Source organism: Paraglaciecola polaris LMG 21857, assembly GCF_000315055.1.
GTDB lineage: Bacteria > Pseudomonadota > Gammaproteobacteria > Enterobacterales > Alteromonadaceae > Paraglaciecola > Paraglaciecola polaris.
Genome location: NZ_BAER01000060.1, coordinates 1 through 23,518, shown reverse-complemented (window position 1 = coordinate 23,518; position 23,518 = coordinate 1). Strand labels below are relative to the sequence as shown.

Here is a 23,518-nt window from a genome sequence, read left to right as displayed (position 1 = left end):
CCGCACCGGTGATCATGTTTTTAACATAATCGGCGTGTCCAGGACAGTCAACGTGTGCGTAGTGACGAGCAGGTGTATCGTATTCAACGTGAGACGTTGAAATAGTGATACCGCGCTCACGCTCTTCAGGAGCGTTATCGATTTGATCGAATGCAGATGCAGAACCGCCGTACGTTTTTGCTAGTACAGTAGTGATTGCAGCTGTTAATGTTGTTTTACCGTGGTCAACGTGGCCGATAGTACCGACGTTTACATGCGGTTTAGTACGTTCAAACTTTGCTTTTGCCATTGTCTATTCCTCAGCAAATATACATCAAGAAAAAATTATTATTGAGATGGGATGAGAAGAGTGGTGCTGATAGGCAGATTCGAACTGCCGACCTCACCCTTACCAAGGGTGCGCTCTACCAACTGAGCCATATCAGCATTTTCACAAAATGGAGCGGACGGCGAGAATCGAACTCGCAGCTTTAGCTTGGAAGGCTAAGGTATTACCACTATACGACGTCCGCACATTCTACTCTCATACATATCAAGTAAAAAGTGGTGGAGGGGGCAGGATTCGAACCTGCGAAGGCTGAGCCGTCAGATTTACAGTCTGATCCCGTTGACCGCTTGGGTACCCCTCCAGATTGATGGTGCCGACTACCGGAGTCGAACTGGTGACCTACTGATTACAAGTCAGTTGCTCTACCAACTGAGCTAAGTCGGCACGTCATCAAGTGGGTGCGGATATTAGAGCAACATTTACCATCGTGCAATAGGCAATTATTAAAAAAATCTATTTTTTGTGTTGTTTGCTTAAAATTACAGCTAAATTACCCTTTAATTGACGGATTGAGTGTTTTTTCAACATATAAATAATCTCAGATTAGGCAACTAAATATTCGAGTAAACCAAATAAAACTAAATTTTCATGAAAATAGAGATGGTTAGCTGTATTTTTTTTCACAAAACCTTGCCCGCCCCCTGTGATGATCAATGAATATTCATTACTTATTGTCGCTATTTGCTGTTCCGCTGCATAAATAAATCCCTGTACCCCGGCAACACATCCCATATTGACGCAATCAACAGTCTGTTTACCGAGCAATAATTCGTCGGGGAACACATCATTAGCAAACACTAATTCAGTATTTTTTATCAAACTGTCACGCATTAAACTAAACCCAGGGCTTATCCACCCACCTAAATGGTTAAAACCGGAAACCAAATCGCATGTATTAGCCGTCCCTAAATCGATTACCGCATAGGTGTCAGTTCGACTCAAACGCCGCCCAGCTAGAATAGCGAGCCAACGATCAACACCTAAAGTGGCATAGTTTTCATAAGCGCATTGCATACCAAACGCACGGGCTTGTGTTTTCACTAAGGTTAACGGGACATTCAGTTCTTTGCATAAGCAGGCAAGCTGAGCAACCTGCGCTCCATGCCCCACTGCGGCCACAATCACACGATGACATTGTCTAATCGTATCTTTTAAGGTCTCTATGCTATTACTACGAGATATCACTAATGGCTGGTTAAATACGGGATCGCTTTCCCTAACGGTCATGCTCTTTATATAGCTGTTACCCACATCCAATAATAAAACCTTAGTTTGCTCTAACACTGATTTCTCCACCGTTGTATGCATGAACACCATTTTCTTGTTGCAGTAAGAGCGCCCCAGTAGCATCTATCCCTTTACAAATACCCTGCACGGTTCTATTACCAATAATAAGAGTAATGGGTTTATCACGAAAAACGTTTCGCTCACGCCAGGTATCCAAAAACGAGGCAAGCCCAGATTGACTAAAAACGTCTGCACAGTGCGTCAACTCGTCCAGCAACAAAGCGCTGATCCGATTGCGGTCAAACCCATCTGGGTTTAACGTCGTTAAATCAATCCAAGGCTGGTCGATTTGCTCACTGCCTAAATCAAGCGCCATATTTAGCCCTACACCTATAATGCAGTCACAGGCGCTGCCCATTTGTCCCTCGACTTCAATTAAGACGCCAGCTAATTTTTTGCCTCTCGCATAAATATCATTTGGCCATTTAAGCTCTATACCTTGGTAGCCAGCTTTCTCCAGAGCCTGGGTAATGGCAACACCAACCGCAAGGCTCAAACCACCAATAGATTGATAGCCCCCAGCAAATTGCCAGAACTGCGACAAGTATAGACTCGCACCATAAGGAGAGACCCACGTTCGCCCGCGTCGTCCTCGACCTGCAGTTTGTGCTTCAGCGAGACATACATCGCCGCTAGTTAAAGTACTGATACGGTCTTTGAGATACTGATTAGTCGAGTCGATAACATTCAGTAACTTAAGTTGCTTGGTATCAAAGCGTTGGCAATGCAAGGCGATCGCTTCACCATCAAGCAGTTGAATAGGCTCCGCCAGTCGATAACCCTTTCCTGTGACACTGAATATATTGAGGCCCAGTTCACCCAGCGCCTTAATATATTTAGAGACTGCCGCCCGTGAGATCCCTAGTTGTTCCCCTAGTGCTTCTCCAGAACAAAACTGACCGTTCGCCAAAGCATGAACAATATGATTACGAATGGTATCGGTTTGTTTGTTTGTGCCGTGTTTCATAGTAAAATCTTGCCCTTGGCGCCAATGAGTTGTACTTCGTGCTCCAGATCAATGTTGAACTGATCGGCAACGGCTTGTTTTATACGCCGTGCCAATATCAAAAGTTGCTGCCCAGTGCCTCGCCCAAGATTGGTCAGCACCAGTGCTTGCTGAGGGTGACAACGGATATCCCCTTCTTGTTGCCCTTTGAAGCCGAGCTGGTCAATTAACCAAGCGGCAGGCACTTTTACCTGTCCTGCGTCAGTTGCATAATGAGGGACGGTTGGCCAATCTTTTTGCAGCAGGCCAAATGCCTGAAGCGTTAATACCGGATTTTTGAAAAAGCTGCCTGCGTTACCCAACACCTTAGGATCGGGTAATTTTGCCTGTCTCACCGCAACCACTTTATCAAATATTTGCTTAGCACTAGGATTACGAAGTGCTGCTAGCTCCCCATAGGTCAATACCGGTTGCCAGTGCTTGGTAAGGGAAAATGTCACACTGACGATCATTGCTCTTTGCCACAAAGCATGCTTGAAAACACTGTCCCGATAGGCAAATTCGCAGTCCTTCCCATCAATGCTATACAGTTTATTATCGGCATAATCTATATATTGCACAGACTGAATAAACCCTCCGACTTCTACGCCATACGCGCCAATATTTTGAATTGGCGCAGCGCCGACAGTACCTGGAATAAGGGCAAGATTCTCAAAGCCTTTTATATCGTGCTGCAGACACCAAAGAACAAGTTCATGCCAGCTTTCACCGGCGGCCACTTCAAGGGTGTGACACAAGTCATCATCATGTAACTCAATTCCCTTTAGTGCCATCTTAATCACCGTGCCTTGGTAATCTTCGATAAAGGCGGTATTGCTGCCCTGCCCCAATAAATAAAAGGAATGCTTATTATTGTGCGCGATGAAATCATGGGCGGTGTGAATGCTGTCGATATTGAGCACATTTTTACTGCTCGCGGGCAGAGCAAAGGTGTGTAAGTGTTGCAGAGATTTCAATAGAACAACCCATTGGCAATTTTGCGCTATTCTAGCCAAGGGAGGAATGAAAACAAAGACGAGATTACAATTTTCAGCCGAAGAGCAACTCAAACCAAATGCACACTTTATCCAGCCTAGTCGTTGACTCGATTAAACACTAAGAATACGTAACTCAGTTTTTTTGAGTACGCAGTAAGGCAAGTATATATGTGCAGCAACAATAAAGCCGCCTACTTGAGGCGGCTAAATAGCATTAATTTACTATAGGTTGGGAGTTTTCTGTTATTTTTAACGTAGGCTGCCCATCGATTGCTTTAACCGCTGCAGCTAGCGCGACAAGCAAGGTATCGCTTTCAAAGTCCGCGAGGGTACTGCCGTTAATGGCAATGAGCACTTCTTTGACTTCTTCATTCATACCGCAGATATATAATAACTTACCTGCTGCACGTGTATCAGAAGCGATGGTATCAACAGCCATAGCTGCGGATACATCCATTGCTGGTACACGAGAAAAATCAAGAATGAGCACTTCTGAACCAGGCTCAACCTGTTGACGCACGTGGTGCCCTAAATCAGCAGCCGCTCCGAAACTCAATGGACCAGAGAAGTTAAATACGTTTACTTTACCGTGACCCTGTTCAAGTAATGCTTGCTCTTGGGGATCATTAGACATTTGCGGGATAGCACGCAGTTGCTCAATTTGGATCTGTGCGATTTGACGTACATAAGCTAAGGCAGCCAAAACGACACCCACACCAACAGCCGTTATCAAGTCGACAAAGACGGTCAAACCAAGGACGAGTAACATCAAAGCGAAGTCCCAACGAGGGCCATTGTGCGCGCGCTTAATGTAACGCCAATCGATAATGTCTAATCCTACTTTAACCAAAATACCCGCCAATACAGCGTGTGGAATATTTGCAGCGAGTGGGCTCAAACCTAATACAACTGCTAGCAGCACCAAAGCGTGGATCATTCCGGACAGTCGAGTTTTACCGCCTGAGCGAATATTAACGACTGTACGCATGGTTGCACCAGCACCAGCGATACCGCCAAACAAACCAGCAACTGTGTTACCTATACCTTGGCCGATTAGCTCTTTATTACTTTCATGGCGCGTTCTGGTCATGTTGTCAGCAACAAGCGAGGTCAACAGGCTATCAATTGCACCTAACACCGCAAGAATAAATGCCGCTTCTAATACAAGCCAAAAATGGCTCTGTTCAAACACAGGTAGATGCAAGCTAGGTAGACCACTTGGTATGGCACCAAGAACAGGCACACTAGTGACAGCGAAACTAACAAGCGTACCAATGATCAACGCAGCAAGTGCGCTAGGCATGTACTTACCTAATTTTGCAGGCCAGTAATAGGCGATAGCCAACGTAAGGCCACCCAGCGCAAGCGTGACAAAATTGATATTAGCAATAGCGTGGGGCAAATATGACAAGGCACCTAAGGTTCCGCCAGGAGGCTCATGTCCAAGTAATCGACCGAACTGTAAAATAATAATGATTGCGCCAATCCCGGTCATGAAACCAGAGATTACAGGGTAAGGTACCAAGCGAATATATTGACCTACGCCAAGCACGCCGAATATGACTTGTAAAATACCAGCCAAAATAACGGCGGTAAATATAAGCTCAACATTGCCAGACAAACTTGCAAACAAGCCGGCAAGTACAACGATCATCGGCCCTGTGGGGCCTGAAATTTGTGAAGGAGTACCACCAAATAAAGCGGCAAAAAAGCCCACTGCAATAGCACCATACAAGCCAGCTAATGGACCTAATCCAGAAGCAACGCCGAGTGCCAATGCCAGTGGCAAGGCAACAATGCCGGCAGTAATACCGCCGGTTACATCACCTCGTAAATTTGAAAAATCAATTTTCATTTAATTCAATATCCTGGGGGTTGTTATAGGCCAACGGCCGTTTTGAATGCGGTATCGCTGGTGTAACACTCTTCCATCGGCTTGAAGCTTTCACTTGCAGCGTCGTAACAAAGAACCTCACCTGTCTCGATATTGTAAACCCAACCATGGATTTGCACTTCTTTACAGGCTAAACGGCCTGCAACAGAGGGATGCGTTTTAAGATGTTGTATTTGAAGTAAAACATTTTCCTTGGTGACTTCTTCAAGATGCTCACTACCTACGCTGCCATGCTTATGCTTAACCACTTCAGTTGCTCCTCGGCAATGGCCTAGCCACTCTTTTACGTGAGGCAGTTCATCTAGCGCTTCAGGCGCTAATGCCCCTTTCATTGCGCCGCAGTCGGTATGACCACAAATAACAATATGCTCAACACCTAAGGCCGCCACAGCAAATTCAATAGACGCTGTCATACCACCCGTTTGATTACTGTGAGGGGGAACAACATTACCTGCATTTCGGCATATAAATAAATCGCCGGGGCCCGTTTGTGTGACCATATTTGGGTCAATGCGTGAATCAGAGCACGTAATGAATAACACTTCTGGATTTTGACTCGTCGCTAGCTTTTTGAAGACTTCTTTATTTTTTGGAAAAACATCTCGTTGAAACTTTGCTACACCTGAGATCACATGATCCATGACACACTCCTAATGTTAAAAACGGTAAAAACCGTTACCACAATAAACTGATACCTATGTTGCCTGATAGCTTTATAGAAAAATACACCGGCTCGTGATAGCATCTAACTATCAGAGACACATTTAGACACCTAACCATGCCGCAGTTACAACCTCAACCATCGTTAAAACAGTTAAAATATTTTGTTGCAGTTGCCCACACACTCAATTTCAGACGGGCGTCTTATCAGCTGCATATCAGTCAACCAACATTGACGAATCAAATCATTAAACTTGAGGAAGGACTGGGGCTGAAGCTGTTCGAGCGAACACGTAACGGCACTATGCTCTCCCCCGATGGCAGAGAATTATTAAAGCATGCCGAGCAACTCCTACAAACGATGACAGAGTTTCAAAGTGTTGCTAGAGAGTTAGCGCAAGGCCCTAAAACCACCTTCAAATTGGGTATTCCTCCCACACTTGGCCCTTACCTACTGCCCTTTGTATTGCCCCAATTGCACCAGCTTTACGATAAGTTGAAGTTCTATGTGCGCGAGTCTGCCCCTAGTGAGTTGCATACGGGTCTATACAAGGGTGACTACGACTTGATAATTTCGCCGTTGGCAGGTCTACCCAACGACTTCGTAGTTGAGCCACTCTTTACTGAACCGTTGAAATTAGTACTTTCTAGCGAGCACCCCATGAGTAAAGACTTACTGATAGAGCCTAAGCACCTAAAAGGCCAAAGGATCCTAACACTCGAAGACAAGCACCATTTTCATCATCAAGTACTGGATATTTGCAACGAATTAGGCGCAGAATTACAGCGGGATTACGAAGGAACTAGCTTAGATACCTTAAGGCAAATGGTGGTTATGGGCATGGGTGCGGCTTTTCTACCTGGCTTATATGTGCACTCAGAAATGCACGTGCCTGAGTCTCTTCATGTCTGTGAAATTAAAAATAAACCCATTTTGCGTCAACACGCCCTCGCGTGGCGAAATACGTCACCCTCAAGAGTATTTTTTCGAGAGCTAGCCGATCGTTTCAGAAGGATTATAAAGGCACGCTTGAGTCATGTAGTAGAGGTCAGCACACCTTAGTTGCAGCGCGCACCTTCTTTGCTGGGCAATGTTTCAACCCGTTAAGATTGAACCACGACAATACGAGAAAATTGTTCGTCTGTGAGATCTGTTTGTTGCCAAGTGTCTTTATGCAACACGGTCCAAATCGGCACATCCGAAAGCACAGTTGATACCTGCTCTTCACAAGAAAGCGCCTTGAAATACGCCTCTTTTGCACTCCATGTCCGATAAAAAAACCACACATCAGCAGGCGTGCCAAGGCTAGTAAGCTCGTCAGGGTGCATAAACTGTTGGGCTAATTCACATAGGTTCTTTCTAGGCTTAATGACTTCTACATCAATCCCAATTGCTCTATCTGCCAACACAAAATTAATCTCGCTGTCACTATGGGACAAGCTATAAAAAACGGGGCTGGGTAGATTGGTAATGCTAGGCAGTGCATTATCACGTTCGGTAATTTCCCAGTCATTAAGAGGGAGCGCAAAAATCTGCGTTAGGGCCTGGCGGATGACCGCTCTGCTGAGCAAGTACTCTCGTCTTCTTCTAGGATTAGAGATACGTCTGAGGCGCTTTACTTCTGAATCACTCAAAAAAGGGNGCACCGTTGACTCCATCTCCAAGGATTCATTTCCAACGTTCATTTGCCAAAGTTGGAAATGCGTAAAGCAACGATATTTAATCGGCAAGCGTTACCACTTCACCCATAAGCGCAACACCTGCGATGAAAGTGCCCGTATGGCACTCGTATTGGGTATCGCTGACAACAGTATTTTTCTTATAGTAGCTCGCGATATTGATCACCGCATTACCACCTTCTTTTCGGGCACGCTCTTGTAAGGTTAATAACGCTGATAGCAGCACCCACTCACAAGCTTCAATGTCCGTTTTATTAAACGCGTTAGTCTTTTTGTTGGTAGGAAAACTACCCAAACTTTTTACCACATTACCATGGCTTTGCTCACCAAAATAAAGCGCAATATTTGGGTCTAAACGATTTTTATAGACATCAGACTGCATGGCGTCTTCAATCGGAGACATATGCATCACATCTTTTGCCACGCTCGGTAGGACAAAAAATAATAGTCCTACACCTGCCATGACTGCTGTTAATTTCATTCTTTTCACTACTCCTTTTTAAGTCCAATCGGTTGATTACTCCATGCACTATGCCCATATTTAAAGGCGTGCGACAGCAGAGTAAATACAAAAAAATTATCCGTCAACCGTTTAGTATTGATAATAATTTCTACCTTTATTGCAATAATAAGTCAGTGACGTAAAATGCAGACGCATTTTAATATTAAGCGGTTATTATCGTAGCGGAGTTGTTTTGGTAGCATTCAAGTTGGAGGCATGGACTGCAGTAGCACCGTCTCTTGAAAGCAAATCTGATTGGCAGGACTGGATTTCGGATTCATTTTCGATGAAAGACAGCACGCTCAACGTAGACCTTAAGCACATTCCCATGATGTTGCGCCGACGATTCAATGCGTTAGGTAAGTCTGCTATGGGGGCCATCGGCCTGCTCAACTTAGACAATCAGAATATCCCCTGCGTTTTTGCGTCGCAACATGGCGACACACATTTAACACTGTCATTACTCGAAGGGATCGGCAGACAAGACGACATGTCGCCAACAGGTTTTAGCCTAGCAGTACACAATGCAATCAGTGGTTTATATACCATAGCAACGAAGAATGAATCTGCCGTCACCGCAATATCTGCGATGCGAGGCCATATTGCCAGTGCATTGTTTGAAACTCTGAGTCAATTGCAAACGTCTGAGCGGGTGTTATGCGTTATTTATGATTCCCAATTACCTGAGCTTTACCGTCCGTATAGCCAATCAACTGATTTCCCTTACGCAATTGCAATAGTATTTAGCCGAGAACGCGGCGATTCACTTAGTTTCGAATACTCCCCCCCTTTGAGCAGTGCCGAACGTTCCACTGCCTATGAATCAGAATTAAGAGCATTTGTCGCCTTTCTACTCAGCGATTCAGGCACATTTACCTGTAGCAATAATGGAACAGCTTGGACGTTAAAAAAGCAGACACAGCATGTTTGCTAAAATGGCGTTCGCCTGGCGCTGGTTTGCCACCGCATTAAGCTTTTTTGTCTTTGGCCTAGGCGGCATTATCATTCCTATTATTGTGGTGCCTATATTGGCTTGTATGCCTGGTAATGCACTGGCGCGAGAAGCTCGGGGGCAAAAATTCATTCATTTCTCGTTTGCTACTTTTATTCAATTAATGCGCGTTATGGGGGTGTTAACCTATGAAGTGCATGGCATGAAGCAGCTCCGTGAGGCAGAATTGGTGTTAGCAAACCACCCAACTTTGCTTGATGTGGTCTTTCTTATTGCACTAATACCAAACGCAAACTGCGTGGTAAAAGGCGCACTGACTAGAAATCCATTTATGCGCGGGGCAATACGCGCAGCAGGGTACACAATCAATAACGGACCTGCTGATGAAGTGATAGTGGACGCTCAAAAGGTGTTTCACAAAGGCCAGGTGATGATTGTTTTCCCCGAAGGGACGAGAAGTGTACCAGGCCAACCAAATAAGTTAAAAAGAGGCGCGGCGAATATAGCCGTGCGTGCTGATGTGGACATCACGCCGGTTATCATTAGTTGCGAGCCTATCTCTTTGACCAAGCAGCACAAGTGGTATCATATTCCGTCACGCAAGATGCACTTTACGATCACTGCGAATTCAAAAATAGACATACAGAACTTTAAACAAGAAACGAGCAGCATCATAGGTGCGCGAACATTAACTGAGTATTTAACTACGTATTTTCATACTGAGGTCGGGGTAAGTGACAGCGTTACAAAATGAATTAAAAACAATGATTATCGAGTGTCTGGATTTAGAAGATATTGATGCCGATGACATTGACAACGAAGCACCATTGTTTGTGGATGGTTTAGGTTTAGATTCTATCGATGCCTTAGAGATCGGTTTAGCGCTACAAAAACATTATGGCATTAAGCTTGACTCCAATTCAGAAGAAACAAGAGCCCATTTTGCCAATGTGAATGCGTTGGCTAAATTAGTGCAAAGCCATAGAACCTTATAAAGTAAGCACCCCATTATGAATAAATCGGACGAAACATTTCAAAAAGTCGTAGCCCTTTTTGAAGAGCTATTTGAGATAGACCCAACCACCATCAAACCTGAATCTAATTTATATGAAGATCTGGATATCGATAGTATTGATGCCGTTGACTTAGTTGTAGAGCTCAGAAAAATGACGGGGATTAAAATTAAGCCTGAAGATTTCAAAACCGTAAGAACCGTTAACGATGTAGTCGTTCAGGTAGATAATTTGCTCGCTAAGTAAGTATGAAAAAACTTTTTACGCTGCTCGTCATTCTTTTGAGCATTAGCTACCCATTTATCGTTTATTGGGGATTGCAACGATTTGAGGCCAAATGGATATTGCCCCTAGTATTGATCATTTTGTCCTTACGCTGGCTGTCCCTAAAGCAGAAGTCTGAACAAAAAGTAGTGCTGTTCACCGTATTAAGTTTATTTAGCATCATCATCTTAGCGGGGCATCAGGTAGGGCTAAAGTTCTATCCTGTTATGATGAATTTAGGTTTTTTCATTTTATTCGCAAGCAGCCTGTTTACACCGGTAAGCTTCGTCGAAAAAGTAGCGCGAATGAAAGAGCCAGATTTACCACCTGATGCCATTATCTACACACGAAACGTCACCTTGGCTTGGAGTGTGTTTTTCATCATCAACGGTACAATTTCCTGCTTAACCGCTTTGTTTGCAACCGATGAAATTTGGTTGCTGTATAACGGGTTAATTGCTTATGTGTTAATGGGAATATTGGCTGCTAGCGAGTGGCTAATAAGATTAAAAGTAAGAAAGGCCTAGCATGTCGTCTCCTATTTCTTTGTCCAACTGGATGGTGTTACAACCTGACTGCGTCGTCGCCATTAATCGTGACGAACAGCATACGACTAGTATGTTTGTAGCTAGGGTAAGCGTCTGGAAACACACTTTATCCCAGTATTCAGGTAAACGCTGGGCCGTTTATCATTCTGACCCCTATGAATTTTTGGCTATCATTTATGCGCTGTGGTATACGCATAAATCAGCCTGTATACCCGGTGACGATAAGCCTGCCACTCTTGAGCGCTTGTGTCACCAAGTAGATGGTTTTATCGGTGAGTTACCCAATGCCATTCAACCCGCAGATATCACTCGTCCGCTAGCAACCGCGCACATGGATTCCTGGCGCGAACTCAATCCTCAGCAGATTGCAGTTGAACTGTACACATCGGGCTCAAGTGGCGCGCCAAAGGCGATCATTAAGACGCTTGAGCAGTTAGACAATGAGATACATTGTCTGCAAAACCAATGGCCGGCACAAGCCGACGCCGTAGTGCTGTCGACCGTTAGCCACCAGCATCTGTACGGATTAATCTTCCGTTTACTGCGCCCATTTTGTGCGGCGCAGCCAGTCTATTGTGATATCTGTGAATACACAGAAGATGTATTCAATGTCGCACGTAAACAAAACCGTTTTGTTCTCGTTTCTAGCCCATCGCATATTAGCCGAATCAATACCCTGCTTGACTGGCAAGCACTCGCTGGGCAATGCGTGAATATATTTTCCGCCGCAGCGCCCCTCGAAAAATCCCACGCCATTCGCTTGAGTCATTTATTGAACACATCTTTATGGGAAATTTACGGTAGTTCAGAAACTGGCGTGATTGCTTGGCGTAATCAGTCCGTAGAGGCTCACAGTGAGTTATGGCAGCTATTGCCTAGCGTTGTGCTGACTCAGAGCGACGATGAACAAGTACATATTACCTCCTCTTTTATCGAAGGTGGAAAATCCTTTGCACTTAGCGACCGAATCGACATGCATCCACTAGGTCGATTTGCCCTAAAGGGACGCGTGGATACCATAGTAAAAATTGAAGGGAAACGGGTGTCACTAACCGGCATAGAAACGCTGCTAAATGCACATGCCTGGGTTAAAGAAAGCAAAGCACTGATAGTGACACGCAAGCGTACTGAAATCGCGATTGTTCTCGCCTTTAATGACGAGGGTGAGCAAGCGTTGTTGTTGCAAGGTAGAAAACCCATCATCGCGACGCTACGCTCGTTACTGTCTAACAGCCTGGAAACTATCGTTATCCCCAGACGCTGGCGTTTCGTTGATGCTTTACCCTACAACAAACAAGGGAAGTTGACGCAGGCCTCTTTGCAGCACATTGTAAACTGTCCAGCCGACTTAAAGTGGCCCACCATTAACACGCGAGTACAAGACGAGAACAGCGTAAGAATCAACTGTCATATCCCTGCAGAAATTCGATATTTCAAAGGTCATTTTGATAAAGCACCTATATTACCTGGTGTCGCTCAAGTGCATTGGGCGCATAAGTTGGCCATCGCCCACTTTGCTAATCTGAACCGCTTTTATCGTTTAGAAGTCATCAAGTTTTCGCAGGTAATTCAACCCAATGAAAATATAGATATTCAAATAACATTCAACCCAGCTAAACAACAGGTATCGTTTTCTTTTCAATCAGAAAAAGGCGTACATTCCAGTGGGCGAATTTGCTTTGACTAATGCTAGTTTTAAGCCCGGGATCCTGATCCCTGTGTACAATCATGAACATGCTATTGAACACACACTTGCTGACGTTCTTGAATATGGCTTTAATGTTTTGTTGGTAGATGATGGCAGTGATCAATCATGTGCAGAAGTGCTTCAGGCATTAGCCGAAAAACATACTGATAGAGTTACCCTGTTACGCCTACCTAGCAATGGTGGTAAAGGTGCAGCCGTAAAAGCTGGATTAAAAAAACTGCGTACAATGGGGATGAGCCATGGTTTGCAAGTGGATGCAGACGGACAACATAATTTGGCTGACATTCCTGAGTTTATTGACCAAGGCCGAGCGAAACCTGAAGCGCTCATTGCGGGATATCCACAATACGATGAGACCATTTCTAATGGCCGACTATATGGGCGTTACTTGACCCATGTCTGGGTATGGATCAACACACTGTCTTTCACCATTAAAGACAGCATGTGTGGTTTTAGACTCTACCCAGTGCATAAAATGGTGACGTTGCTAGAAGCCGAACCCTGTGGAAATAGAATGGATTTCGATCCTGAAGTTATTGTTCGGTGGCGCTGGCGAAACGGCCACATTGTGAACGTACAGACCAGGGTTAACTATCCTGCTGATGGCGTATCTCACTTCAAGTTACTCCATGACAATGTACTCATCAGTTGGATGCATACACGTTTGTTCTTTGGCATGTTAATACGCTTGCCTCGCTTGCTATGGCAGAAGTTTTAAATGAATAAAACACAACCACACTGGAGCAAGATCCAAGAAAACGGCACTGTGTTAGGTATAAAAACTCTGCTATTAGTTTACCAAATCTTTGGTAGAACCATATTCAACCTTGTCCTCTTTCCCGTGATGGCCTACTACTACCTGAGTAATAAGCCTGCCCGTGAGGCGTCAAAACAGTATTTGTCATATCTCAAGCCTTATTTAGCGGGCGAGAAGCAACCGAGCTCGTTCAGGCATTTTCTACAGTTCGGAGATATGCTGCTCGATAAGCTACTGGTTTGGATGGGAAAGCTTGATTTATCCAGTATCGAGTTTAAAACACCCTCGGTCGTAGAAGGCATCAGCTCATCGAAACGTGGCGCACTTATCCTTGTTTCCCATTTAGGCAATATTGAAGTTTGTAATGCTCTGCGCCAAAAACTTGCAGAGGTAAAACTGACCATCCTCGTCAATACCCAGCACGCTGAAAAATTCAATTCATTGATGAATCAACTCGACAGTAATACGCATGCCGAGCTCCTTCAAGTAAACGAGCTTTCTCCTGCGACCGCGATGATGCTGTCTGAGCGTATAGAAAATGGTGAGCTTATCGTTATCGCTGGCGACCGAACACCTGAACATGCAGGACGAATTTCGAACGTATCATTTTTAGGCCACAAGGCGCCTTTACCTCAAGGGGCGTTCATTTTAGCGAGTTTATTGAAATGCCCTGTGTATTTATTATTCTGCCTCAAACAACAGAACAAATATGCAATATACGTAGAGCTATTTTCGGAGCGTTTAATATTCTCCCGTAAAACTCGCCAACAAGAATTAGACATTAGCATCCAAAAATATGCGCGGCGGTTAGAGCACTATTGCATGGAAGCCCCTTTGCAATGGTATAACTTTTTCTCTTTTTGGCATAAAAGCACAGATAATCCATCACTTAAAAAGACCAAAATGTAAACCGCTAAAAGTGCATATTTACTTCGAGCTCGTTACAGATGCTCGACATTTGATTAACAGGTTACAGATTCAACGGAAGCAACATAAATGGTAGAAGCAGAAACTAAAATCGTTATACCGTTTCACGACATTGATGTGATGCGCATAGCTTGGCATGGTCATTATGTAAAATATCTCGAAATCGCCCGTTGCGAATTACTCGATAAAATCGCGTATAACTTTCCAGAGATGGAAGCGTCAGGTTACGCTTGGCCCGTGATTGATTTACATATTCGTTATGCCTCACCGCTAAATTTCGGGCAACAGGTGATTGTAAAATCCAAGATTGTAGAATGGGAAAACCGCTTGAAAATTGCTTATCAGATTGTCGACAAAGAGTCTGGCAAACGATTAACCAAAGCAACCACTACCCAAGTAGCCGTTGATATTCAAAATAAAGAAATGCTGTTTGAGTCACCTCGGGTATTATTTGACAAGCTGGGAATTCGGCCATGAAATACTTATGGCTATTGGTATTTGTGCCCTTCTTATATTCTGCTCAATCTTCTGCTCAACCTTTTACTCAATTTGATGTTGTGGCGTTAAATCAACTTACGTTGTCACCAGGAAGTTTATCTGGCCAGTTTAGCCAACAAAAGTATTTGGCAGATTTTGATATGCAACTCGCATCATCTGGCGAGTTTGATTACACCAAAAACCAATCTGTTAACTGGCACACTCTTGCACCTATAGAAAACAAAATCACTATGACCCCACAAAGTATCACTAGCGTGCAAGGCAACACTCAGGTTATGCATTTACAGGCGGATTCAAATCCAGTGGTCAGTGTGCTGAGTGATATTTTCTTTTCGGTGTTAACGTCACAGTGGCAACAACTGGAAGTGTACTTTACCCTAAGCGGTCAAATTGATGACGGCCAATGGCAAGTGGTTTTAATCCCTAAAGATAGCGCAATTTCGCAGGCCGTTAGCAAAATAGAACTACAGGGTGATGCATACCTTCGTCATCTCAAGTTTATAGAAAACAACGGCGATTACACCGACATCACGTTTAAAGATTTGAGACACGAGTAGTGACACCCACGCTGAAAAAGCTGGCACTGCCTGTATGGCTCGCATTGCTGGCATCATTATATTTTTGTGCATTTCATCAAGCCCCTACGTTTGACTCAAGCATTATGTCGCTACTGCCTCACTCTCAGCAGCAACCCATGGTACAGAGGGCAATAGACAAGACCTCTGCAGGCTTTTCAAATCGAATGTTGCTTTTGCTCAGTGGCGCAAGTGATGTTCAAGTACAAGGTGAATTATCAGGCATAGCTGAGGCATTCCAATCACTAGAACACGTGACAAAAGTACAATGGCGAGTGGATGATGACTATTTGGCAAGGTTTCACCAACAGTTATTTCCTTATCGTTTTGCGCTGCTTGATAACAAAAGCCGACAAGCATTGCGCAGTGGTCAGTTTGACCAATTTGAGCAGCGTACATTAGCGAAATTGTATAGCCCGTTATCGGCGGATAAAATTGATCTTATCGAAGATCCTTTCGGTTTCTTTACACAATTACGTCAGCAACAAAAATCCGACGTGAACGTTCAGTTCGCGCAGTCTTTTTTAAAGGTCAAAGATACCAAGCAGCCGACTTACTTGCTCTTGGTCACGTTAAGCGGCGATCCCTATTCGTTAGATGTGCAAAAGTCCATTATAGATGCGCTTAAAAAACAACAGCAGTGGCTTAACGATGAAGACCTTACTTTGCACGCATCAGGAATGATTTTGCATGCAGATGCGGGGGCGCAACAGGCTAAAAGCGAAATATCCACCATCGGTATTGGTTCATTACTTGGTATTACTATTGTGTTACTCATGGTTTTTCGACACGTAAAGCCAATTATTTTAATGCTTATACCTGTGGCCATAGGCTGCATCACCGCAATTGCCGTGACTATCTTGATATTTGGTAAAGTGCACTTGATCACGTTGGCCTTTGGTGCTGGCTTAGTTGGGGTATCAATAGATTATGCCCTGCATTATATTTGTGAAAGACGATACAATTCAGCCCAAAAGGGACTGTCATCTATTCTCCCCAGTTTAGTGCTGGGGTTAATATCCAGTGTGCTGGCCTATGCTGTGCAAATATTCGCGCCCTTTCCAGGATTGCAGCAAATGGCCGTGTTCTCTGTCGTCGGTCTTATATCCTCTTGGCTCACTGTGGTATTTCTGTTACCTGTGCTTACGCAAAGAAGCAGCGAAAGCCCCATACCGCTAGCCACAACGCTGAATGCTTGGCGGACCGAAGTGCCTCGATTTAAAATGAACTTGGCAACCTTAACGCTTTTACTCTTTTTTGTGTCTGGTTCTGTGTTTGTGATTGCCAACGGCAATCCTCAGGATGATGTGCGTTTACTGCAAACCTCTCCCCCTTCGTTGTTAAAACAAGAGAATCGAATACAACAAATGCTTGGTACCAGCAACAGTACGCAATTTGTTTTGCTCACGTGTGATTCATTAGATATGTGTCTACAAAACGAACAACTCTTGACCGAGCAGCTCATACCCCTTGTAAATATGAATAAGATCCCCCCTTTTCAGGCTCTATCAGAGCATTTATCGTCTACGCCAGTACAGCTTGAAAATTATCAATTAGTGGCACAGCTCTACCGAGCAAAATTGCAATCGCTATATTCCAAATTAGGCCTAAATGAAGCCCAACAACAAAAAGCAATATTGGCGTTTGAAGCTGCTCAAGTGAATCAATTGAGTGTCAAGCAGTGGCAAAAAATGGAAGTAAATGAAGGCTGGCAAGATTTGCTAGTGACTGATGACGTAGATAGTAGCGCTACCATTGTACGCTTCACCGGGTATCTAAATAACGAGGCTAAAAACAGCCTGGAAGATATCATTTCGACACGCCCTAATATTCAGTTAATCGACCAAGTAGCAAATATATCGAACGTTTTACAAACCTATCGTATTCAGATCAGTCAGCTCGTGTTCGCCGCATATATGGCAGTGCTATTGTTACTCACGTGGCGATATAGAATGGGAGTATGGCGGGTTATCGCCCCCCCGATTCTGGCTTCTTTATTTGCGCTTGCCGCAGTAACCCTGATCGAGGGAGGCGTCAATATATTCCATTTATTGGGCTTGATACTGGTACTAGGGATTGGTTTGGACATGGGAATTTTTATGACTGAGTCAGCAAGTAATCCACAAACATGGCTAGCTGTCACTTTATCTAGCTTAACCAGTCTACTCGCTTTTGGCCTTTTAACATGGAGTCAAACACCGGTGCTACACCATTTTGGCTTAACGGTATTAATAGGCCTCTCGTTGGTTTGGCTAATGACTCCCAGCATGTGTAAACACGATAAATAATAAAGTTTTGGAGTGACATATCATTGAGTGATCAAATCGAACAATTCGACGTTGTCGTTATCGGTGCAGGTCCTGCAGGAGCAGTATCATCTTCGTTATTGAATAAAAAAGGTCACCGTATATTAGTGCTAGAAAAGCAGCACTTCCCTCGGTTTTCAATTGGGGAGAGCTTACTCCCTCAATGTATGACCTATTTAGAGCAAGCTGGCATGCTCGAAGCGGTGCAAGCATCAACCTTCCAACATAAAAACGGCGCTGCATTTAGTCGAGGAGAAGAGTACGAATATTTTGATTTCAGAGAGAAATTTTCAGCCGGTTGGGGAACCACTTTTCAGGTTCAACGAGATAGCTTTGATAAAATACTTGCTGACGAGGCGCAGAAGCAAGGCGTTGTGCTGCGTTACGGGCATAGTGTCATTGCCTGTGACTCAGTAAATGGAGAAAGGCAGTTGTCGGTACAAACAGATACGGGTGAGCGCTATCAAGTACAAGCAAAGTTCGTGCTTGATGCCAGTGGGTTTGGTCGCGTGTTGCCCAAACTGCTAAACCTAGAACAAGCATCCTCCCTAACGCCTAGACAATCAATTTTTACCCACATCCAAGACAATATTGACGAACCTGATTACGATCGTAATAAAATACTTATTACGGTTCATCCGCAACACCATGAGGTGTGGTATTGGCTCATCCCTTTTAGCAATGGTAGAGCATCTTTAGGCGTGGTGGCCCCCACTGAACTGTTGAGTAAAATACAAGGTAGTCCGCTCGAGCAATTACAAACGTTAGTTTCTCAAGGTGGCAAGCTGGCGCATATTCTAGCGAAAGCAAAATATGATTCCCAAGTGAGAGCGTTAGGCAGTTACTCTTGTGATGTCACCCGATTATATGGCGAAAATTATGCATTACTGGGTAATGCGGGGGAGTTTTTGGACCCTATATTTTCCTCTGGTGTGACAATCGCGATGACATCAGCAAGCCTTGCTGCCAAGGCAGTGCATAAACAATTATCAGGAGAGCAACCTGATTGGGAACGCGAATATTCAGAGCCTTTAAAAACTGGAGTGAAGACATTCAAAGAGTTTGTGGAAGGTTGGTACGACCAACGCTTTCAAAATGTGGTTTTTTCGAAGAAAAAAAGTGCGAGTATTACCCGTATGATCAGCTCAATTCTTGCGGGCTATGCTTGGGATATCGAAAATCCTTATGTAAAAAATCCGGCTCGATTATCGACATTGGCTGAGTTATGTCAAAACGATTAATATTAGTCACCGCACTGCTTATGGCGGTAAACGCATGTAGCTCAATGAGTCAGGCACCACTAAAGAAATTTTCTTTGCATTTGCTTGCGCCGAAAAGTGGCCCCAAACCTGCACTTTATCAACAGAAACTCTCGCTGTACACCAAAGGTAATGTCAGTCAGGTACTTGTTGTATTAAAAGTTGAGTATGCTGGAATAAAACTTAGAGCCTTGCTACCAACAGGGCAATCTCTTTATTCTATCAATTACGATGGTCAAACCCTGTCAAAGCAAAACTTGGCGAATGTTGAGCTGCCAGCTGAAGAGATGTTAAGCATGTTGCAGTTTGCGTTGTGGCCAAGCGATATTTTGCATGAAACGTATAACGCTTCAGGGAATTGGCAAATAGAAGAGACAAAAAAATTCCGACTTTTGACGTTAAATGGAAAGAATACATTACGCGTGGATTTTGTGAATCAAAACACGCTGCACCTAACAAATTATCCTCACCAATATAACGTTAAGGTTGAGACCTTGGAGCATAAAAGGTTGTGAAAAAGAATCACTGTTATTTAAATGCCATGGGCATAGTTTGCGCTGCCGGCAGTTCAGTGCAACAAATCAAAGATAATATGCATACCGGTAAGGTGAACCTAACCCCTTCTGATACTTACCATAAGGGTACCTCATTCCCCTTGGGTAAGGTGACTGATGACTTACCCAATATCCCTACCAGCGATAAAAAATGGAATAGCCGTAATAATCGTATGGCACTTGCTGCTTTAGAACAAATACGCCCACAAATAGATAGCGCAATAAAGCAATACGGAGCGCACCGTGTAGCGGTCATTATTGGCACAAGCACATCCGGCATTAATGAAAGCGAGCGTGCGATAGAAAAGTGGCTAACGACGTCAGTTGTGCCGGAAAGCTATGACTATGGGCTTCAAGAAATGGGTGCTCCAGCCCAGTTCATAGCAAATGAATTAGGGGCGACAGGTCCCACTTACGGTATTTCCACTGCCTGCTCGTCTGGTGCCAAAGCATTGGCAACAGCACGCAGATTACTTCAAGCAGGATTATGTGATGCCGTTGTTGCAGGCGGTGTTGATACACTTTGCCAATTGACTGTTCAAGGCTTTAGTTCCCTACAAGCAATCAGTACTGACCGCTGTAATCCTTTTAGCGCTAACCGCAATGGCATCAACATAGGTGAGGGAGCCGCATTATTCCTTGTTAGCCAACACTGCTGTGGCGTCGAGCTTATAGGTAGTGGCGAGAGCAGCGATGCCCACCATATATCAGCACCTGAGCCTAACGGCAAAGGGGCAATAAAATGCATGCAAGAATCACTGAAAGATGCAAATGTGTGTGCTGAAAATATTGACTATATCAACCTACACGGCACAGCCACCGAATTAAACGATCAAATGGAATCAAGGGCAATAGCTCATGTTTTTACTAACAACACTTTATGCAGTTCTACCAAACCCTTTACAGGGCACACGCTAGGTGCTGCAGGGGCAATTGAGGCGGGAATTTGCTGGATGATGCTAGATAACACTTCTAGCTCGCAGTTTGTTCCTCCACATTTATGGGACGGACAGCGAGATCCACAATTACCTAGCCTAAATTTAGCCTCCCTGCTTTCTGACAACAAGGTCCAAATCAATACCGTACTCAGTAATTCATTTGCGTTTGGTGGTAATAACATCTCACTTATTTTCGGGCGGATCCAATGAGCGAACACCTAAACCTACGTGATTTTGTGCCCCATTCTGGCGATATGAGTTTGCTAGATCACGTTCTCGATTATGGAGAAGGTTGGTTGCACGCTAGCGTCCTTATTACCGAGCACTCTATATTCATTGAAGATAGAGGCGTATCTGCCACTGTAGGCATTGAATATTTAGCTCAAGCGGTTGCAGCCTACTCTGGCAGCAAGATGCGCCGGACAGGCGAAAAGCCGAAGCTGGGTTTTTTGCTTGGTATTCGACGCTATGAGTCATCTATTGACTATTTTCCAATCGGCAGTCGCATAACCTTAGAAGTTGAATTAGAAATGGAAGCCGATAACGGCCTTCACGTCTTTCAAGGATGCTTAAAGGGAAATGGTTTCGAAGCGTCAGCTAGATTAAATGTTTTTCAGCCTGCTGATGCAGACGAATTTTTAAATGGAGTACTGTAATGACACAGACTGTTTTAGTGACTGGGTCGAGCCGAGGGATCGGAAAAGCGATAGCCCTTAGATTAGCCAACCAAGGATTTGATATTGTTGTGCACTGCCGAGGTAACACAACTCTCGCTGAACAAACGTTGGAAGAAATAAAAGCCATTGGCAGAAGTACTAGGCTTCTGTGTTTTGATATTGCAAACAGAGAACAAACTCGAGACATACTAGAGCATGATGTTGAAGAACACGGTGCTTATTATGGTGTCGTATGCAATGCCGCTATCGCCCGAGACAATGCATTTCCTGCCATCACCGAAGATGAGTGGGATTCGGTAATACACACAAATTTAGACGGTTTTTATAATGTGTTACACCCTATTATCATGCCTATGATCAGACGCAGAAAACCGGGCCGCATAGTGACCCTTTCTTCTGTATCTGGAGAAATGGGCAATCGAGGTCAAGTCAATTATAGTGCTTCAAAAGCAGGTATTATTGGCGCAACAAAAGCCTTAGCCGTAGAGTTAGCGAAACGGAAAATCACAGTTAACTGTGTTGCTCCTGGTGTTATCGAAACAGACATGACGGAAGATTTACATTTCGACGAAGCGATGAAAATGATCCCCATGCAGCGAATGGGGAAAGTAGAAGAAGTCGCAGCGGCAGTGAGCTTTTTAATGTCCGAAGATGCCGGTTATGTCACCCGACAAGTTATATCTGTAAATGGTGGTATGTATTAATGAAAAGAGTTGTTGTAACAGGAATTGCGGGCTTCTCGCCCATCGGAAATGATTGGGAAAACATATTAAGTCGACTTCAATCCGGTCACACAGGAATTGTCGCGATGCCGGAATGGGATAAATACGAAGGATTAAATACCCGCCTCGGTGCTCGAGTGGAAAACTTTACGATCCCAAAACATTATTCGCGCAAAGATCTTAGAAGTATGGGACGTGTGGCACAACTTGCCGTCGTCAGCACTGAGAATGCATTAATTGACGCAGGATTACTCGGGCATGACATATTACAAAGCGGTATGACTGGGGTCGCCTATGGCTCTTCTGCTGGAGACACTGACGCCATTGCAGACTTCGGCAATATGCTATTACATGACGATTGCGACGGGTTAAACGCAAACACGTATATCAAAATGATGTCGCATACCTCGCCAGTAAATATTGGTGTCTATTTCGGTCTCAAAGGCCGTGTTTATACCACGTCAAGTGCTTGCACCTCAGCAAGTATGGGAATAGGTCAAGCTTACGAGGCCATTAAATTTGGTCAGCAAACCGTCATGCTAGCCGGTGGTTGCGAGCATCTATGTGAAACTGAAGCGGCCGTGTTCGACACCTTATACGCAACGAGTACAATGAACGAAACCCCCCATCTGACGCCGAGACCTTTCGATGGTGCCCGTGATGGGTTGGTTATTGGAGAGGGCGCTTGCACACTCGTGCTGGAAGAGTATGAACATGCAATAGAGCGTGGTGCTGAGATCTACGCTGAGCTCATTGGTTTTGCCACAAACTCTGACGGCAGTCATATTACTCAACCTTCGTCGGAGACAATGGAAAAGGTTATTAGACTGTCCTTGCAGGACGCAGGTATTAACCCAGAAGACATCGGTTATGTCAGCGCCCACGGTACCGCCACAAGTCGAGGCGATATTGCTGAAAGCCAAGCCACGGCCGCAGTCTTTGGCAACAAAACACCTATCAGCTCATTAAAAAGCTATACAGGACACACACTTGGCGCTTGTGGCGCGTTAGAAGCTTGGGTCGGCATCGAAATGATGCGCAATGACTGGTTTCACCCCACAGCAAACCTGCAAAACGTGGACGAAAATTGCGGTGATCTGGATTATATTAAAGAAGAAGGCCGAAGGTTACACATCGACTATATCATGAGTAATAATTTTGCATTTGGCGGCCTCAATACATCCCACATAAAGCCTAGCGAGATGTTTGCTGTATCCACTATCATAAATATCCTACCAACATCGACGATACATAGTACAAACATTGACTTGGATGAATGTCTGGGGTGCAACACCAGGGATCGGTTGCTCCTCAGGATTTACGCAAACAATTGAATTTGAGTTCCCCTTGTGTGAGTGGGTATTATACCAATCCGCATAAACATGTGATCTAATGTACTTATCTCAAAGCCACCTAACATTTCCCTTGAATAATCACACTGAGCAATAATTAACAGCACTCTCTGACACAGTAATACCAATCACCC

General features: G+C 44.4%; 26 protein-coding genes and 4 tRNA genes. 18 read left to right on the top strand and 12 right to left on the bottom strand.

What is annotated here, in order from left to right:
- The 10 genes from GPLA_RS22970 to GPLA_RS12070 form a co-directional block, all read right to left on the bottom strand.
- On the bottom strand, positions 1–289 hold a 289-nt coding region (locus GPLA_RS22970), incomplete at its 3' end, for a GTP-binding protein (RefSeq protein WP_040513511.1).
- A gap of 61 nt (positions 290–350) precedes the next feature.
- Positions 351–426 (bottom strand) — tRNA-Thr (locus GPLA_RS12110).
- 12 nt (positions 427–438) lie between these two features.
- A tRNA-Gly gene (locus GPLA_RS12105) sits at positions 439–512 on the bottom strand.
- 32 nt (positions 513–544) lie between these two features.
- Positions 545–629 (bottom strand) — tRNA-Tyr (locus GPLA_RS12100).
- Positions 630–636: 7 nt separating this feature from the next.
- Positions 637–712, bottom strand: a tRNA-Thr gene (locus GPLA_RS12095).
- 159 nt (positions 713–871) lie between these two features.
- Positions 872–1,612, bottom strand: a complete 741-nt coding sequence (locus tag GPLA_RS12090; protein WP_040514636.1) for a type III pantothenate kinase — start codon at positions 1,610–1,612, stop codon at positions 872–874.
- Entirely contained in the window at positions 1,596–2,582 is a 987-nt protein-coding gene (gene birA / locus GPLA_RS12085; RefSeq protein ID WP_007105208.1) for a bifunctional biotin--[acetyl-CoA-carboxylase] ligase/biotin operon repressor BirA, read from the bottom strand. Before birA ends, GPLA_RS12090 begins: the two co-directional genes overlap by 17 nt.
- Entirely contained in the window at positions 2,579–3,577 is a 999-nt protein-coding gene (gene murB, locus GPLA_RS12080; protein ID WP_007105207.1) for a UDP-N-acetylmuramate dehydrogenase, read from the bottom strand. The genes birA and murB overlap by 4 nt, the downstream gene beginning before the upstream one ends.
- Positions 3,578–3,812: 235 nt before the next feature.
- Positions 3,813–5,453 (bottom strand): SulP family inorganic anion transporter, encoded by a 1,641-nt coding sequence (locus GPLA_RS12075; protein ID WP_007105206.1) that lies wholly within the window; start codon positions 5,451–5,453, stop codon positions 3,813–3,815.
- Between the two features lie 23 nt (positions 5,454–5,476).
- A complete protein-coding gene (locus GPLA_RS12070; protein ID WP_007105205.1) occupies positions 5,477–6,133 on the bottom strand; it encodes a carbonic anhydrase in 657 nt (218 codons plus the stop codon).
- A gap of 137 nt (positions 6,134–6,270) precedes the next feature.
- Here GPLA_RS12070 and GPLA_RS12065 point away from each other — a divergent pair, with 137 nt between their 5' ends.
- Positions 6,271–7,215 (top strand): hydrogen peroxide-inducible genes activator, encoded by a 945-nt coding sequence (locus tag GPLA_RS12065; RefSeq protein ID WP_007105204.1) that lies wholly within the window; start codon positions 6,271–6,273, stop codon positions 7,213–7,215.
- Between the two features lie 41 nt (positions 7,216–7,256).
- On the opposite strand, the gene GPLA_RS12060 is transcribed toward GPLA_RS12065, so the two are convergent.
- The gene (locus GPLA_RS12060) at positions 7,257–7,787 is read right to left on the bottom strand and encodes a 4'-phosphopantetheinyl transferase family protein (RefSeq protein ID WP_161601746.1); all 531 of its coding nucleotides are present in this window, start codon (positions 7,785–7,787) and stop codon (positions 7,257–7,259) included.
- 85 nt (positions 7,788–7,872) lie between these two features.
- Positions 7,873–8,313, bottom strand: coding sequence for a hypothetical protein (locus GPLA_RS12055; RefSeq protein WP_007105202.1), 441 nt, complete (start codon positions 8,311–8,313; stop codon positions 7,873–7,875).
- 214 nt (positions 8,314–8,527) lie between these two features.
- Between GPLA_RS12055 and GPLA_RS12050 the strand changes: the two genes are divergently transcribed.
- The 17 genes from GPLA_RS12050 to GPLA_RS11970 all read left to right on the top strand — a co-directional run bounded on the left by GPLA_RS12050 (position 8,528) and on the right by GPLA_RS11970 (position 23,366).
- Positions 8,528–9,268 (top strand): beta-ketoacyl synthase chain length factor, encoded by a 741-nt coding sequence (locus GPLA_RS12050; RefSeq protein WP_040514633.1) that lies wholly within the window; start codon positions 8,528–8,530, stop codon positions 9,266–9,268.
- On the top strand, positions 9,258–10,040 hold the full coding sequence (locus tag GPLA_RS12045) for a lysophospholipid acyltransferase family protein (RefSeq protein WP_007105200.1): 783 nt from the start codon (positions 9,258–9,260) through the stop codon (positions 10,038–10,040). The genes GPLA_RS12050 and GPLA_RS12045 overlap by 11 nt, the downstream gene beginning before the upstream one ends.
- 10 nt (positions 10,041–10,050) lie before the next feature.
- Positions 10,051–10,281: a phosphopantetheine-binding protein gene (locus tag GPLA_RS12040; RefSeq protein ID WP_007105199.1), complete on the top strand. Its 231-nt coding sequence runs from the start codon at positions 10,051–10,053 to the stop codon at positions 10,279–10,281.
- Positions 10,282–10,296: 15 nt separating this feature from the next.
- A complete protein-coding gene (locus tag GPLA_RS12035; protein ID WP_007105198.1) occupies positions 10,297–10,545 on the top strand; it encodes an acyl carrier protein in 249 nt (82 codons plus the stop codon).
- 2 nt (positions 10,546–10,547) lie between these two features.
- Positions 10,548–11,090, top strand: coding sequence for a COG4648 family protein (locus GPLA_RS12030; protein WP_007105197.1), 543 nt, complete (start codon positions 10,548–10,550; stop codon positions 11,088–11,090).
- Between the two features lies 1 nt (position 11,091).
- On the top strand, positions 11,092–12,798 hold the full coding sequence (locus GPLA_RS12025) for an AMP-binding protein (RefSeq protein WP_007105196.1): 1,707 nt from the start codon (positions 11,092–11,094) through the stop codon (positions 12,796–12,798).
- Positions 12,791–13,537, top strand: a complete 747-nt coding sequence (locus tag GPLA_RS12020; protein WP_051997671.1) for a glycosyltransferase family 2 protein — start codon at positions 12,791–12,793, stop codon at positions 13,535–13,537. The genes GPLA_RS12025 and GPLA_RS12020 overlap by 8 nt, the downstream gene beginning before the upstream one ends.
- Positions 13,538–14,485 (top strand): LpxL/LpxP family acyltransferase, encoded by a 948-nt coding sequence (locus tag GPLA_RS12015; RefSeq protein ID WP_040514629.1) that lies wholly within the window; start codon positions 13,538–13,540, stop codon positions 14,483–14,485.
- Positions 14,486–14,572: 87 nt separating this feature from the next.
- On the top strand, positions 14,573–14,980 hold the full coding sequence (locus tag GPLA_RS12010; protein WP_007105193.1) for an acyl-CoA thioesterase: 408 nt from the start codon (positions 14,573–14,575) through the stop codon (positions 14,978–14,980).
- On the top strand, positions 14,977–15,558 hold the full coding sequence (locus tag GPLA_RS12005; RefSeq protein ID WP_007105192.1) for an outer membrane lipoprotein carrier protein LolA: 582 nt from the start codon (positions 14,977–14,979) through the stop codon (positions 15,556–15,558). Before GPLA_RS12010 ends, GPLA_RS12005 begins: the two co-directional genes overlap by 4 nt.
- Positions 15,558–17,864 carry an MMPL family transporter gene (locus GPLA_RS12000; protein ID WP_007105191.1) on the top strand — a complete coding sequence of 769 codons (2,307 nt, stop codon included), beginning with the start codon at positions 15,558–15,560 and terminating at the stop codon, positions 17,862–17,864. The genes GPLA_RS12005 and GPLA_RS12000 overlap by 1 nt, the downstream gene beginning before the upstream one ends.
- A 23-nt stretch (positions 17,865–17,887) precedes the next feature.
- Complete coding sequence (locus GPLA_RS11995; protein ID WP_007105190.1) at positions 17,888–19,123, top strand: NAD(P)/FAD-dependent oxidoreductase; 1,236 nt, start codon at positions 17,888–17,890, stop codon at positions 19,121–19,123.
- Complete coding sequence (locus tag GPLA_RS11990; RefSeq protein WP_007105189.1) at positions 19,108–19,656, top strand: DUF3261 domain-containing protein; 549 nt, start codon at positions 19,108–19,110, stop codon at positions 19,654–19,656. The genes GPLA_RS11995 and GPLA_RS11990 overlap by 16 nt, the downstream gene beginning before the upstream one ends.
- The gene (locus tag GPLA_RS11985; RefSeq protein WP_007105188.1) at positions 19,653–20,843 is read left to right on the top strand and encodes a beta-ketoacyl-[acyl-carrier-protein] synthase family protein; all 1,191 of its coding nucleotides are present in this window, start codon (positions 19,653–19,655) and stop codon (positions 20,841–20,843) included. Before GPLA_RS11990 ends, GPLA_RS11985 begins: the two co-directional genes overlap by 4 nt.
- Positions 20,840–21,289, top strand: a complete 450-nt coding sequence (locus GPLA_RS11980; protein WP_007105187.1) for an ApeP family dehydratase — start codon at positions 20,840–20,842, stop codon at positions 21,287–21,289. Before GPLA_RS11985 ends, GPLA_RS11980 begins: the two co-directional genes overlap by 4 nt.
- On the top strand, positions 21,289–22,014 hold the full coding sequence (locus tag GPLA_RS11975; protein WP_007105186.1) for a 3-ketoacyl-ACP reductase FabG2: 726 nt from the start codon (positions 21,289–21,291) through the stop codon (positions 22,012–22,014). The genes GPLA_RS11980 and GPLA_RS11975 overlap by 1 nt, the downstream gene beginning before the upstream one ends.
- Entirely contained in the window at positions 22,014–23,366 is a 1,353-nt protein-coding gene (locus GPLA_RS11970; protein ID WP_083882053.1) for a beta-ketoacyl-ACP synthase, read from the top strand. Before GPLA_RS11975 ends, GPLA_RS11970 begins: the two co-directional genes overlap by 1 nt.
- The last annotated feature ends 152 nt before the right edge of the window (positions 23,367–23,518 follow it).

What these genes read in the sequence shown, in the direction of transcription:
- birA (WP_007105208.1), bottom strand. Translation starts at nt 2,582, where the DNA reads ATGAAACACGGCACAAACAAACAAACCGATACCATTCGTAATCATATT.
- GPLA_RS12075 (WP_007105206.1), bottom strand. Translation starts at nt 5,453, where the DNA reads ATGAAAATTGATTTTTCAAATTTACGAGGTGATGTAACCGGCGGTATT.
- GPLA_RS12070 (WP_007105205.1), bottom strand. Translation starts at nt 6,133, where the DNA reads ATGGATCATGTGATCTCAGGTGTAGCAAAGTTTCAACGAGATGTTTTT.
- GPLA_RS12065 (WP_007105204.1), top strand. Translation starts at nt 6,271, where the DNA reads ATGCCGCAGTTACAACCTCAACCATCGTTAAAACAGTTAAAATATTTT.
- GPLA_RS12055 (WP_007105202.1), bottom strand. Translation starts at nt 8,313, where the DNA reads ATGAAATTAACAGCAGTCATGGCAGGTGTAGGACTATTATTTTTTGTC.
- GPLA_RS12045 (WP_007105200.1), top strand. Translation starts at nt 9,258, where the DNA reads ATGTTTGCTAAAATGGCGTTCGCCTGGCGCTGGTTTGCCACCGCATTA.
- GPLA_RS12040 (WP_007105199.1), top strand. Translation starts at nt 10,051, where the DNA reads ATGATTATCGAGTGTCTGGATTTAGAAGATATTGATGCCGATGACATT.
- GPLA_RS12035 (WP_007105198.1), top strand. Translation starts at nt 10,297, where the DNA reads ATGAATAAATCGGACGAAACATTTCAAAAAGTCGTAGCCCTTTTTGAA.
- GPLA_RS12030 (WP_007105197.1), top strand. Translation starts at nt 10,548, where the DNA reads ATGAAAAAACTTTTTACGCTGCTCGTCATTCTTTTGAGCATTAGCTAC.
- GPLA_RS12025 (WP_007105196.1), top strand. Translation starts at nt 11,092, where the DNA reads ATGTCGTCTCCTATTTCTTTGTCCAACTGGATGGTGTTACAACCTGAC.
- GPLA_RS12015 (WP_040514629.1), top strand. Translation starts at nt 13,538, where the DNA reads ATGAATAAAACACAACCACACTGGAGCAAGATCCAAGAAAACGGCACT.
- GPLA_RS12010 (WP_007105193.1), top strand. Translation starts at nt 14,573, where the DNA reads ATGGTAGAAGCAGAAACTAAAATCGTTATACCGTTTCACGACATTGAT.
- GPLA_RS12005 (WP_007105192.1), top strand. Translation starts at nt 14,977, where the DNA reads ATGAAATACTTATGGCTATTGGTATTTGTGCCCTTCTTATATTCTGCT.
- GPLA_RS11990 (WP_007105189.1), top strand. Translation starts at nt 19,108, where the DNA reads ATGTCAAAACGATTAATATTAGTCACCGCACTGCTTATGGCGGTAAAC.
- GPLA_RS11980 (WP_007105187.1), top strand. Translation starts at nt 20,840, where the DNA reads ATGAGCGAACACCTAAACCTACGTGATTTTGTGCCCCATTCTGGCGAT.
- GPLA_RS11975 (WP_007105186.1), top strand. Translation starts at nt 21,289, where the DNA reads ATGACACAGACTGTTTTAGTGACTGGGTCGAGCCGAGGGATCGGAAAA.
- GPLA_RS11970 (WP_083882053.1), top strand. Translation starts at nt 22,014, where the DNA reads ATGAAAAGAGTTGTTGTAACAGGAATTGCGGGCTTCTCGCCCATCGGA.